Here is a 13,169-nt window from a genome sequence, read left to right as displayed (position 1 = left end):
GATCGATATGCCGCGCTGTCTTCCTCCATAAGCGACCGCCATCCTATGCAGCGAATGGACAAAACCTGATCCGGAACCCGAAACATCCCACGCCCCCTCAATGTGCGACAGCGGCCGCCGCCGCCTCGTCGATCAGCCGGCCGGTGCGGAACCGGTCGAGCGTCAGGCCGGCAGCCAGTCGATGCGGCTCGCCCTTGGCGATCAGGTGGGCGAAGAGGTTCGCCGAGCCCGGCGTCGCCTTGAACCCGCCTGTACCCCAGCCGCAATTGACGAAGAGGCCCGGCACCGGCGTGACGCCCTGGATCGGCGAGCGGTCCGGCGTGTTGTCGGTGATGCCGCCCCACTGGCGCATCATCTTCACCCGCCGGAAGATCGGGAAGAGCTCGCAGATGGCATCGAGCGTATGGGTGATGATCTGCAATCCGCCGGTCTGGGAATAGGAATTGTACTGGTCGGTGCCGGCGCCGATCACGAGTTCACCCTTGTCGGACTGCGAGATATAGGCATGCACCGTGTTCGACATCACGACACAGGGGAAGATCGGCTTCAACGGTTCCGAGACCAGCGCCTGCAGCGGGTTGGAATGAAGCGGCACGCGCACGCACGCCATTTCCATGACGACGGAGGAGTGTCCGGCTGCCGAAACCCCGATCTTCTTCGTGCCGATGAAACCCCTAGTGGTTTCAACACCCGTCACCTCGCCGTTCGCGCCTCGGCGGATGCCGGTCACCTCGCAGTTCTGGATGATATGCACGCCGCGATCGGAGGCCGCGCGGGCATAACCCCAGGCGACCGCGTCGTGGCGGGCGGTGCCGCCGCGCCGCTGGAGTGCCGCGCCGTTGATCGGGTAACGCGCCGTCTTGGAGATGTCGAGAACCGGAACGAAGGCTTTCGCCTGTTCCGGCGTCAGCCATTCGTTGTCGATGCCGTAGAGCCGGTTGGCGTTAATGTGCCGCTTGAAGCTCTGCATGTCGTGGGTATTGTGCGACAGCATCATCACGCCGCGCGGCGAATACATGACATTGTAGTTGAGCTCCTGGCTCAAGCCCTCCCAGAGCTTCAGCGAATGCTCGTAAATGTCCATGCTCTCTTCATAGAGATAGTTGGACCGGATGATCGTCGTGTTGCGGCCGGTATTGCCACCGCCAAGCCATCCCTTCTCGATCACCGCGACATTGGTGAGGCCGTGCTCCTTGGCGAGATAATAGGCAGCACCAAGGCCGTGCCCGCCGGCGCCGACAATGACGACATCATAGGAGGAACGCGGCTCCGGCGAGGTCCACTGCGCTTCCCAGCCTTTATGGGCGCGCATCGCCTCGCGGGCTATGGCGAAAACCGAATATTTGCGCATCTCGCCTTCAGACTCCTGGGATCGTTGGCTCGGTGATGTTGGATCGGCATTCTCGGTAGTGCGATACCCATCGCAAATCAATATGCGCCACAATGGCTGTTTTGCGACGCGTGAGACGATTGTTTCGACACGCGGCAAAAGGACCCGGATCCATTTTCGCGAGAGTTTGAACGGAGCATATGGACTTCCACGGACTCATCTGCTATGCCGCATCACCAATCGCACGGTTAACGCCGGGCGGACGTTATTTTTCGTCCTCTAATCGTACCGATGAGGGCGAGCAACCAAACCAAAGGAACGGGATTCACGTGCAGGTACTAGTCCGCGACAACAATGTCGATCAGGCGCTCCGCGCTCTCAAGAAAAAGATGCAGCGCGAAGGCATTTTCCGTGAAATGAAAATGCGCGACTACTACGAGAAGCCGTCGCAGAAGCGCGCCCGCGAAAAGGCCGAAGCTGTTCGTCGCGTCCGCAAGCTGGCTCGCAAGCGCGCTCAGCGCGAAGGCCTGATCGCCGGCGGTCGCACCGGTCGTTGATCGGCCGCTTTTTCGACGTTTTCCTGTGCTTTCAGGGCGGTGGCGACAAGGGCGCCGCCGCTCTTTTGATTTGGTCTTGAACCAATTGCATGTCGCCCCGAAAGCGGGAACCGGTTTTGGGACAACGACAGGCAGGGGAACAAGAAATGCTCTTTGCCCGATACGAGGAAACGCGCCTGATGGCCGCCAAAACTGCCGTTCTGATTCGTGGAACCCAAATTTCCGGCCTTTCAACCATCGTTTCTCCCCTCCGCGGCAAGACCGCGCTTGTCCCTGCGTTGTTCGCCATGCTGGCGATTGCCGGCTGCTCGACGACCTCCACCGACATGATCACGGTTGACCGTGCCCAGGGCAGCCAGGAAAATATCTCCTCGCTCTCGGCGGTCATCAATGCCAATCCGAATGATCCGGAAGGGTACAATGTCCGCGGCACGGCTTACGGACGTGCAGGCGAATTCTCCCGCGCGCTTGACGACTTCAATCGCGCCATCCAGCTCAATCCGCAGTTCTACCAGGCCTATGCCAACCGGGCGCTCGTCTATCGCAACATGGGCAAGCCGGTGGACGCCGCCAATGACTACAACCGGGCACTGCAGATCAACCCGAGCTATGATGTCGCCTATATCGGCCGGGGCAATATCTACCGTCAGGCGGGCCGCACCAACGAAGCCTTCAACGATTTCTCCAAGGCGATTGAACTCGATACGACCGACGGCCGCGCCTATCATAACCGCGGCCTGATCTACCAGCTTCGCGGCCAGCATGCCCAGGCGATCGAGGATTTTTCCAAGGCAATCTCGCTCTCGCCCAATTCGGCAGAACCCTATAACGGACGTGGCATTTCCTACGTCGCGCTGAATGACGACGACAACGCCTTCGCCGACTTCAACCGCGCGATCGAGCTGAACGACAAGCTCGCCGAATCCTGGGCGAACCAGGCGCTGGTCTACGAACGCAAGGGCGACAAGTCACGCGCCTACCGGTCCTATTCGCACGCCGTGCGCCTCGACCCGAATTACAAGCCCGCCGTTGACGGCGCTTCCCGCACCCGCGCGACAAGCTGAGACTCCGCTTCATAGCACTCGAGGCGTGGAAGGTTTTCCGTTGCCGAGTCTATTGGTCGCTGGCCTCGTCGCGATAAAGATCGAAATCTTCGAGCAACCGACCCACGAAAAAGCCCGGCATCGCCGGGCTTTTATACTCACTATTCAGCAATCGCTTGCGTCAGTGCTTCATCGCCTTGACGATATCTTCCGTCATCTTCTTGGCGTCGCCGAGCAGCATCATCGTGCCGTCCTTGTAGAACAGCGTGTTGTCGATGCCGGCGTAACCGGAGCCGAGCGAGCGCTTGACGAACAGGCAGGTCTTGGCCTTGTCGACGTCGAGGATCGGCATGCCGTAGATCGGCGAGGACTTGTCGTCGCGCGCCGCCGGATTGGTGACGTCGTTGGCGCCGATGACATAGGCGACGTCGGCTTGCGCGAACTCGGCATTGATGTCTTCCAGTTCGAAGACCTCGTCATAGGGCACGTTCGCCTCGGCGAGCAGCACGTTCATATGGCCCGGCATGCGGCCGGCGACCGGATGAATGGCGTATTTGACCTCGACGCCGTGCTCCTTCAGCGTGTCGGCAAGCTCACGCAGCGCATGCTGCGCCTGGGCGACCGCCATGCCATAGCCCGGCACGATGATCACCTTCTCGGCGTTCTGCATCAGGAAGGCAGCGTCGTCGGCCGACCCCTGCTTGACGGTCCGCTGCACGCCGTCGTCGCCGGAGGCCGAAGCGGTCTCGCCGCCGAAGCCGCCGAGGATGACGGAGATGAAGGAGCGGTTCATGCCCTTGCACATGATGTAGGACAGGATCGCGCCGGACGAACCGACCAGCGCGCCGGTGATGATCAGCGCCAGGTTGCCGAGCGTGAACCCGATGCCGGCGGCCGCCCAGCCGGAATAGGAATTCAGCATCGACACGACCACCGGCATGTCGGCGCCGCCGATCGGCACGATGAGCAGCACGCCGAGCGCCAACGCCAGCCCCACGACCAGCCAGAAATCGAAATGGCTCTCGGTCTGCACCAGGCCGACGATGAAGACGACGATCAGCACCAGCAGGCCGATATTGATGAAATGCCGGTAGGGCAGCAGGATCGGTTTGCCGGACATGCGCCCATCGAGCTTCAGGAAGGCGATGACCGAGCCGGTGAAGGTGATCGCACCGATCGCGGCACCCAGCGCCATCTCGACCAGCGCCTGACCGTGGATCTCACCGATCTCGCCGATGCCGAAGGAGTGCGGCGCATAGAGTGCCGCGGCCGCCACCATCACGGCGGCGAAACCGACCAGCGAATGGAAACCGGCGACAAGCTGCGGCATCGCCGTCATCGGAATGGTGCGGGCAATATAGGCCCCTGCCCCGCCGCCGATAGCGAGCGCCAGCACGATCAGGATGAAACCGCCGAAGGTCGGCGTGGCGAGCAGAAGCGTGGTGACGATGGCGATTGCCATGCCGACCATGCCGTAGATATTGCCCTGACGGCTGGTGGTTGGGTGGGAAAGACCCCGAAGCGCCATGATGAACAGCACGCCGGAGACGAGGTAAAGGAAGGCTGCGAGATTCTGCGACATCGTCTAGGCGTCCCTCAGCGATCTTTTTTCTTGTACATGGCGAGCATCCGGCTGGTCACCAGGAAGCCGCCGAAGATATTCACCGAGACGAGCACCAGAGCGACGAAGCCGAAACCGGTGGCGAACCCGCTGAGCGAGGCGCCGACTGCGAGCAGTGCGCCGACCACGATGACCGAGGAGATCGCGTTGGTGACGGCCATCAGCGGCGTATGCAGCGCCGGCGTCACCGACCAGACGACGTAATAGCCGACGAAGATCGCCAGCACGAAGATCGCCAGCTGGAAGACGAAAGGATCGATCGCGCCGCCGGAAACGGCATGGGCGGCCGCACCGGCCGCATTGGCAACTTCGGGCGCCTGCTCCGCAGCGGCCCTCACGGCGGCGACCGCATTGTCGAGGCTTTCCAACGCCCTGTTCATAATTTCATTCGCCATCAAAGCCCCTCCTTCTTCGCGGCATCGTCCTTGGCAGGTTTACGGCGCGCGCGCGTGGCTTTTTCCGCCGGTGCGTCACTGGCCGAAACCACCTTCTCCTTCCTGGGCGCCGCCTTCTTCGGCGCCGGCGCCGCTGCCGGCTCTTCGGCGGGCACAGCCGCCGCGAAGGTTGGATGCACGACCGCGCCGCCATTCGTCAGCATGGTCGCCTTGACGAGTTCGTCTTCGATATTGATCGAAAAGTCCTTCGTGCCCTTGTCGACCATAGTCTCGATGAAGGCATAGAGGTTGCGCGCATAAAGCGCTGAAGCGGATGCGGCGATGCGGCCGGCGACATTGGCATAACCGATGACGGTGACGCCCTCGACGGTGACGACCTTGCCCTTTTCGGAACCTTCGATATTGCCGCCGCGCTCGACCGCGAGATCGACCGCCACCGAGCCCGGCTTCATGGAGGCGAGCATGGCGCGCGTGACGAGTTTCGGCGCCGGACGGCCCGGAATGAGGGCCGTGGTGATGACGATGTCCTGCTTGGCAATGTGGTCGGCGACAAGCGCCGCCTGCTTGGCCTGATATTCCGCCGACATCGGCTTGGCGTAACCGGCAGTGGTCTCGGCGGCCTTGAACTCGTCGTCCTCGACAGCGATGAACTTGCCGCCGAGCGAGGCGACCTGCTCCTTGGCGGCCGGGCGCACGTCGGTCGCGGAGACGACGGCGCCAAGGCGCCTTGCGGTGGCAATCGCCTGCAAGCCGGCAACGCCCGCCCCCATCACGAAAACCTTGGCGGCAGGAACCGTGCCGGCCGCCGTCATCATCATCGGCATGGCCCGGCCGTATTCATGCGCCGCGTCAATCACGGCGCGGTAGCCGGCAAGGTTCGCCTGGGACGACAGGACGTCCATGGATTGCGCACGGGTGATGCGCGGCATCAGTTCCATGGCGAAGGTGGTGAGCCCGGCCTTCGCCATCCCGGCGAGTGCCGCCTCGTTGCCGTAAGGATCCATGACCGCAAACACGACCGCGCCCGATTTATAGGAGGCGATCTCCGCGGCCGTCGGTCGGTTGACCCTGAGCAGGATATCGGCCGCTCCGGCATCGGCGGCGGTCTCGATACGGGCGCCGGCAGATGCGAAATCTGCGTCGGGAATGCCCGACGCCAGCCCTGCACCATTCTCGACGACCATCGAAAAGCCGAGGCCGACGAGCCGTTTTACCGTTTCGGGTGATGCGGATACGCGCGGCTCTTCCGAACCTTCGCGGCTTACAAATATGATCTTCGCCAAAGACTGTTTCCTCCCAGTCGATATCGCAGGAGGGCGCGACATCTCATCCCCCCTTACGCCAGAGACAAATCCGGCCGGTCAGGATCAGCGCAGCAGGAAGACGCCGGCGATGTTGAGAACGATGAAGACGATGAGGCTGCCGAGGAAGCCCACGCCGCCGAAGAAACCGGCGGCCATTGCGATCAGCAGGACGGCGGTGACCATCGTGCCCCATTTCGCACCGGCGATGAACATGTTGTAGGTCTTCTCATGTTCCGAATAGTCCATGGAAGCCCCTGTTTCCACCGGCCCGCTATGGTGATTGTCCATCTGTCCCGTCTCCTTAGAACACCAGCCGCACGCGACCCGCGGGGTCAAGCGTTTTCGCGCGCGGAAAAACCCTCTTGAACGTCCTCGATCATGCCTGGAGCAGCAAGATGAACGTCACGTCAGGCCTTACACAAAGCGGCTGGAAAGCGCAATGGCACGAAACGCCGCTCCCGTACGCTCGTCACGTCACGTAGACCATCTCGGGAGAATCCGGCCTGACGGCAATCCGGGCCGTCGGAAGGATGGTGAGCGGCGAAATCTCGAAGCGCGAAGACCGGTCGAACATAAGCCGCCGCTCGAAGGCCTCGGATTGAAACGCCGGGAAACGCCGCATCAGTTTCGACCTTATCTCCCGCGTACGCGATGCAAGCAAGGTCAGCTCGAAGCCATAGGTTTTTGTCATGGTCGGCGGAACGACGGTATCGGCATAGAAGAAGCGTCTGTAGAACGCCGCATGCGAAGGTCGTATATGCTGGAGCATGCGATCCGCGTCGAAATGGATCGCCGCCATGATCGTCGGCCTGACGGTGAGATAGGGAAGCGTCGAGCGCTCGTTGGCGAATTCCGCATCGATGGCGAATCGCGCCGGATCGATGAGCGTGAGGCCGGCATCGAGAAAAGCGTTGATCGCATCGGGAAAAATGCCGCTCGACTGGGATACCCGATGCTCCGGCGTTACATAATGAATACGTAATGTACTGACGAGCTCTTCGTAATAATAGACGCCGAAGACATAAGCATGACTGTCGAAATCGATCTCGTCCAGCATACTGCTCACAGCGACAGGCAGCACATTGTGCGCTTTATAGGCTCTATATCTCAGCCGTGCGATATCCTCGAAATCCTCATGGCTTTCGATACGCCGGTATTCTATGTGATCCAAGGTCTCAAGAAGCTTGCTGGAAAAATATCCGTCTGAAAAGGTCTTTTCTGTTTGCATTGAGGTCATTCCTGGGGCGTTAACCAGGAATTAACCCTAAAAGGCGACAGGGCTGCAATAAGCGAATGCCGATTTTAATAAAGTTTTAAATATTATGGTTAAAAAGCACCGGATCGGCCTTCCGGCTGCACGAAATCCAATCGCATTCGCTCAGATTTTAGGCAGTGGTCAGCGTGCGGCTGCCCTGAACGCGGAGCTTTGCGTGTTCTTTGCACCGCGCCGCAGGGTGGAAAGCTTGCCGGTCGGCGAGGCGGTGGCCGCAAGCTCGGTGATTCTGTCGGCATCCACCGGCATGGAGAAGACGTAACCCTGCACCAGATCGGCGAAACGGTGACGGTTGATGAGCGCAAGCTGCTCCCGCGTCTCGACGCCTTCCACAATGATCTTCAGGCCGAGTTCTCGCGACAGGTGTACGATGCCGCGCAGGAGCTTCAGCTTGCGCTGGTCCTCGCCGATATTGCGGATGAAGGCCCGGTCGATCTTGACGATGTCGACCGGCAGCGAATCCAGGTAGCTGAGGCTCGAGAAGCCGGTGCCGAAATCGTCGATCGCAATCGTGACGCCGAGCGCCCGGAACTGATTGAGAATGGCGCTGACCGCGACGGGCTCGTCCATGAAACAGCTTTCCGTCACCTCCAGGTGCAGCCTGGAGGGATCGAGCGAATGGCGCTTCAGAACGTCCGCCACGTATCCGACGATTTCGTCATTGCGCAGGTCCTGGATTGAGAGATTGACGGAGACGCCCATCGGGTCGGGCCAGGTCATGCAATCGCGACAGGCCTGATCGAGGACCAGGCGCGTGATCTGGGAGACGAGGCCCATATCCTCCGCCATGGGGATGAAGATGTTCGGGCCGACCAGGCCGCGTTCGGCATGGTGCCAGCGCACCAGGGCTTCGCTGCATTCGATGACGGAACCGTCGGGCCGGTACATGGGCTGGTAGACGACATGGAGGGCTCCGTTGGCGACCGCGAGCCGAAGGTCTGCACGGAGCTTCTGCTCATCGATATATTGCGCGTCCATTTCCGGCCGGAAGACGGTCAGCGCACCGTGCCCTTCGGACTTTGCATGGTTAAGGGCAAGGTCGGCCTTGATCTGCCAGTTCTCCATGTCGAAATCCTGCGAGGGCAGGATGACGCAGCCGCCATTCATGGAAACCGTCAGGCGCAGGCCCTCCACATGATAATCTCCCTGAATTCCCGCGTGAAGCTGGCGGATCTGCTGTTCCAGTCCGCCACTGTCTTCGCCACCGGTAAGCAGGATGACGAATTCGTCGCCGATCAGGCGCCCGGTCAGCATGTTGTCCGTCCCGAGCGCGGCAAACCGGGCCGCGATCGCCGAAAGCAGCCGGTCGCCGACCACATGGCCGCGCATGTCATTGACATGCTTGAAGCCGTCGACGTCGAACACGGCGAGAGCCGCCAGCGCCTCGCCGCGACCGTTCACCTTCTCCGCCGCCAGCCCGGCGAAATAGCCGCGGTTCGGCAGGCCTGTCAGCGCGTCAAACCGCACCATATGCAGGATCTTTTCCTCCGCGGCCACGCGGGCGCTGACATCCTCGAAAATCAGGACCACGCCGCCATCGGAGCGATGGCTCACGGAAAATTCCAGGTGGCGTTCACCGCTGAATCGAAACAGTGCCCGGTTCAACGTCCCTTTGGCCAATAGGGCGATCTGCTGGATAATGGCGTCGGAGGCGCGGATGGTGCCTTGCCGCAGCACGTTCACGAGTTCGCTGTCTTTCACGTCCACAGCAGGATCAAGTCCCAGGAGATCGCGGGCCTGACGATTGATGACTTCGATCCTGCCGTTACCGTCCAGCATCATGAGGCCGTGGGCCATGGTCTTGAGCGCAGTGTCGAAGCGGCCGGCAATGAGGGTCATTTCACGCGAAGCGATGACATTCTCGTAAAGGAAGTCTCGAACCCCCTTGGCCATGGAGCGCGTGGTAAGTCCGAACGGGATCAGCAGCAACGACATCAACGCCAAATTCAGTTCGCCGGTTAGAATACAGGCCACGATGATCGGCAGGCAGCAACCGATGATCTGAAAATCCACCGCATGACGTGAACCGTAATTGCGCCCGACGATGGACATCATCGTGCCGAGCGTCATCGCGATGCAGGTGAAAGCCGCAAATGTGCTCTGCAGGACAAGAAGCGCGTAACCGCTGGCAATACCCAGCAGAAGCGCGGTCATCGCCGCTCCGACGACATAGCCGCGCTCGATGGAAGCAATTTGTTCACGGGACAGGGACTGCTTGTCGAGACGGTCGAACTGCCAGAAACCCGTGATGCGATAGAGGAAAACCGCGACGAAGCACGCCGCCATGCCGAGATAGAAGACTGAACCGGTATCGCTGAAGACGAGAAAGCACCACATGACGTGCACGATCATGCCCGTCGCCAGCGTGCCGCGATTGCCAAACAGTGAGCTGACGAACGACAGGTACACGTCCGTCTGCAGCACCTTCGCTTCAGTCTCTTTCATCGGGTTCATCCCTTTGGTTCCGGCCAACACTGCTGAAAACCTTTTAAAAATTGATTGTGCAAATGGCTCATCCCCCCCTAATCAGTGGGGGGTTGTTGAGAGTTTGCTCAATGAATTCCAAACAGGATAGCTAAAATTCCAACACCTATGCCGAATTGGGATTTGCAACGCGGCCGTCATTCGCATCCATCGATCGTCCAACACGCTCTTCGACTTTCGTCGAATCCTCCGCTGTTTGCACTCAACAAAACGCGAAAAACCTTGCCAAAAGCCACCGATTTCAGGCTTTCCCGGTTATCCGGCGATTGATTTTTGCCGCACCAGTCAATACACGTCGCGCCACCGAAACCGGAGGCTATCGCTTCCGGCCAAACACTATCCTATCATGACCCAGGACCTGATAATCACTCAAAATAAGTCCAAGAGGAGGGGAAAATAATGGCTGGACTGCTTGTATTTAGTCGGCTCGTCGACGCTGTTACGACGGCAATTGGCAAATCCGTATCCTGGCTGCTGCTGGCGGCGGTTCTGATCAGCGCCGGCAATGCCGTGCTGCGCAAGACGCTGGACCTGTCGTCCAACGCCTGGCTGGAAGTGCAATGGTACCTGTACGGCACGGTCTTCATGCTGGGCGCGGCTTATGCGCTTCTGCAGAACGAGCACGTCCGCATCGACATCCTGTCGTCGAGCTGGTCGAAGAAAACCCGGGACATCATCGACCTCGTTCTGCACATCATCTTCCTGCTCCCCTTTGCCGGATTGATGGCATGGCTCGCCTGGCCCTGGTTCTGGCTTTCCTACCGCTCCGGCGAAATATCCTCGAATGCCGGCGGATTGATCATCTGGCCTGCAAAGCTTGCCGTACTGCTCGGCTTCATGCTGCTCCTGCTCCAGGCCCTGTCGGAGATCATCAAGCGCTTCGCGGTCGTGACCGGCCGGATCGAAGACCCACGCGAAGATAAAGCCGGCCAGATGCCGCCCGCCGCGTCCGAGGTCTGACATGATCGATTTCATTGCCCACAACCTCCCGCTCGTGATGTTCACGAGCGTCATGGCGATGCTGCTGCTCGGCTACCCCGTCGCGTTTACGCTGGCAGCCGGCGGCCTCGCCTATTTCGTCATCGGGGTCGAGCTTTCGGCTATTTCGCCGGAAATCCGGCTCTTCTGGCCGCTCCTGCAGAGCCATCCCGAACGCATTTACGGGATCATGTACAATGATACCCTGCTCGCCATTCCGTTCTTCACCTTCATGGGCATCATCCTGGAACGGTCGCGCATGGCCGAGGACCTGCTCGACACGATCGGCCAGCTTTTCGGTCCTGTCCGGGGCGGTCTCGCCTATGCGGTGATCCTGGTCGGCGCGCTGCTCGGCGCCACCACCGGCGTGGTCGCCGCCTCCGTCATGGCGATGGGCCTGATTTCCCTGCCGATCATGCTGCGTTACGGCTATAACCGGCCATTCGTTTCCGGCACCATCGCCGCATCGGGAACGCTCGCTCAGATCGTGCCGCCCTCGCTGGTGCTGATCGTCATGGCCGATCAGCTCGGCCGCTCGGTCGGCGACATGTATGTCGGCGCTCTTTATCCGGCCCTGCTCATCGTCGCGGTCTATTGTGTCTATGTGTTCATAGTATCGATGACGAAGCCGCAATGGGCCCCTGCCCTGCCGCTGGAGGCGCGCACGCTCGGCAACGGCGTGACATCCCTCATCGTGATGATCGCGATCGCCGTGGCTCTCTATTACCTCGGGCTCCACGTCCTTTTCACCGGTATCCAGAGTCCCGAATGGCGGCTTGTCGCGGCGATGGCCTTTGCGATCGCCGTCGCCTACGTCGTTGCCATCGTCAACGGGCGGATGCAGAAGAAGATCATTTCGAGGCTCGCCGAACAGGTGATCATCGTGTTGATCCCGCCGCTCGCGCTGATCTTCCTCGTGCTCGGCACCATCTTCCTCGGCATCGCGACGCCGACCGAAGGCGGCGCCATGGGTGCCACCGGCGCTCTAATCCTGGCATTCGCCAAGGGACGGCTCACATTCTCGTCGATAAAAAGTGCGCTCGATTCCACCACGAAGCTCTCCGCCTTCGTGATGATGATCCTGATCGGCGCCCGCGTTTTCGGTCTCACCTTTTACGGCATCAACGGCAACGTCTGGATCGAGGAACTGCTGCTTGCCCTGCCGGGCGGCGAATACGGCTTCCTGATCGTGGTGACGATCATCGTCTTCATCCTGGGTTGCTTCCTCGACTTCTTCGAGATCGCCTTCATCATGGTGCCGCTGCTCGCGCCGGTGGCCGAAAAGCTCGGCATCGACCTCGTGTGGTTCGGCATCATCCTCGGCGTCAATCTGCAGACATCGTTCCTGACGCCGCCCTTCGGCTTCTCTCTTTTCTTCCTGCGCTCGATCGCGCCCTCGGCTCCCTGGGCCGACAAGGTGACGGGCAAAATGATGGAAGGCGTGAAGACCTCGGAAATATACCGCGGCGTGCTGCCCTACATCGTCATCCAGTTCGCGATGATCCTGGTGGTGATCGCCTTCCCGGGCCTGGTCATGCATTACAAGAGCGACCAGCAGGCTGTGAACCCGGACGACGTGAAGATCGAGATCCCGGGCTTCGGCAACCAGAACGGCTCCGCACCGGCACCGTTCGGCCTGCCGCCGCTTGGCAATCATCCCGGCGGCACGGGCGGCCAGGCCCCCTCGATGGGGCTTCCCCCGCTCGACCTTGGCGGGCCTTCGCCGCAGGCACCGGCGGGCGGCGCGCCGGCACAGCCCCAACTGGGCCTTCCTCCGCTTGATCTGGGCGGCCCTGCTCCCCAGGCGCCCGCGGGAGGCCAGGGCCAGCAACCGGCACCGCCGGCATCGGGAACAGCCCCTTCCGGCAATCCCGATCTGAGCCAGCCCCCGAAGATCAATCCTTGAGGGGCGGCTTCTCTTGTCAGCATCCTGATGGGAGAGTATATTTCGGAGTGGAAGACAGGGGTGGAGCCCTGCCTTCCTTTTGCTATCTAGCTAGGAATTGAAATCGGACGGAGACTGACCAGCCCGTCCGTTTTCTCCTTGCCAATATCGTAATGCTCAGTGGTTTCCACATCGTATCACCTCCGGTTCGAGGGCAAGGCTCTTGCCTAAGTCGGTGAAGCCCCTCTTCACCGATGCCCGGCTGGCCTCGGGCGCTCTGCTGCCCCCGAAAACCGCAG

The 13,169-nt window shown here is 60.8% G+C and carries 11 protein-coding genes; 4 read left to right on the top strand and 7 right to left on the bottom strand.

The features are described 5' to 3' along the window. Positions 1-97 precede the first annotated feature (97 nt). Positions 98-1,351, bottom strand: coding sequence for a sarcosine oxidase subunit beta family protein (locus JL39_RS21880; RefSeq protein WP_037155837.1), 1,254 nt, complete (start codon positions 1,349-1,351; stop codon positions 98-100). 308 nt (positions 1,352-1,659) lie between these two features. Here JL39_RS21880 and rpsU point away from each other — a divergent pair, with 308 nt between their 5' ends. Both rpsU and JL39_RS21870 read left to right on the top strand, forming a co-directional pair. After that, a complete protein-coding gene (gene rpsU / locus JL39_RS21875) occupies positions 1,660-1,887 on the top strand; it encodes a 30S ribosomal protein S21 (RefSeq protein WP_037155834.1) in 228 nt (75 codons plus the stop codon). A 287-nt stretch (positions 1,888-2,174) separates the two neighbouring features. Beyond that, positions 2,175-2,951 (top strand): tetratricopeptide repeat protein, encoded by a 777-nt coding sequence (locus tag JL39_RS21870; protein WP_233470299.1) that lies wholly within the window; start codon positions 2,175-2,177, stop codon positions 2,949-2,951. A 160-nt stretch (positions 2,952-3,111) separates the two neighbouring features. Here the strand turns inward: JL39_RS21870 and JL39_RS21865 are convergent, their stop codons facing one another. The 6 genes from JL39_RS21865 to JL39_RS21840 form a co-directional block, all read right to left on the bottom strand. Further along, positions 3,112-4,512: an NAD(P)(+) transhydrogenase (Re/Si-specific) subunit beta gene (locus JL39_RS21865; protein WP_037155832.1), complete on the bottom strand. Its 1,401-nt coding sequence runs from the start codon at positions 4,510-4,512 to the stop codon at positions 3,112-3,114. Between the two features lie 14 nt (positions 4,513-4,526). Beyond that, positions 4,527-4,946, bottom strand: coding sequence for an NAD(P) transhydrogenase subunit alpha (locus JL39_RS21860; protein ID WP_037155829.1), 420 nt, complete (start codon positions 4,944-4,946; stop codon positions 4,527-4,529). Beyond that, positions 4,946-6,229 (bottom strand): Re/Si-specific NAD(P)(+) transhydrogenase subunit alpha, encoded by a 1,284-nt coding sequence (locus JL39_RS21855; RefSeq protein ID WP_037155827.1) that lies wholly within the window; start codon positions 6,227-6,229, stop codon positions 4,946-4,948. Before JL39_RS21855 ends, JL39_RS21860 begins: the two co-directional genes overlap by 1 nt. Positions 6,230-6,313: 84 nt before the next feature. Further along, complete coding sequence (locus JL39_RS21850; RefSeq protein WP_037155824.1) at positions 6,314-6,538, bottom strand: aa3-type cytochrome c oxidase subunit IV; 225 nt, start codon at positions 6,536-6,538, stop codon at positions 6,314-6,316. Between the two features lie 181 nt (positions 6,539-6,719). Further along, positions 6,720-7,478 carry a hypothetical protein gene (locus JL39_RS21845; protein WP_037155821.1) on the bottom strand — a complete coding sequence of 253 codons (759 nt, stop codon included), beginning with the start codon at positions 7,476-7,478 and terminating at the stop codon, positions 6,720-6,722. 168 nt (positions 7,479-7,646) lie between these two features. Next, entirely contained in the window at positions 7,647-9,968 is a 2,322-nt protein-coding gene (locus JL39_RS21840) for an EAL domain-containing protein (RefSeq protein ID WP_052183041.1), read from the bottom strand. A gap of 438 nt (positions 9,969-10,406) precedes the next feature. Here JL39_RS21840 and JL39_RS21835 point away from each other — a divergent pair, with 438 nt between their 5' ends. Together JL39_RS21835 and JL39_RS21830 are read left to right on the top strand one after the other, a co-directional pair. Then, positions 10,407-10,967, top strand: a complete 561-nt coding sequence (locus tag JL39_RS21835) for a TRAP transporter small permease subunit (RefSeq protein ID WP_037155818.1) — start codon at positions 10,407-10,409, stop codon at positions 10,965-10,967. A 1-nt stretch (position 10,968) separates the two neighbouring features. Continuing rightward, positions 10,969-12,891 carry a TRAP transporter large permease subunit gene (locus JL39_RS21830; RefSeq protein ID WP_037155815.1) on the top strand — a complete coding sequence of 641 codons (1,923 nt, stop codon included), beginning with the start codon at positions 10,969-10,971 and terminating at the stop codon, positions 12,889-12,891. The last annotated feature ends 278 nt before the right edge of the window (positions 12,892-13,169 follow it).

The organism is Rhizobium sp. YS-1r, from assembly GCF_000757525.1.
Classification (GTDB): Bacteria; Pseudomonadota; Alphaproteobacteria; order Rhizobiales; family Rhizobiaceae; genus Neorhizobium; species Neorhizobium petrolearium.
Note: the sequence above shows the minus strand (reverse complement) of the source record. Positions and strands in the feature narration are given on the sequence as shown.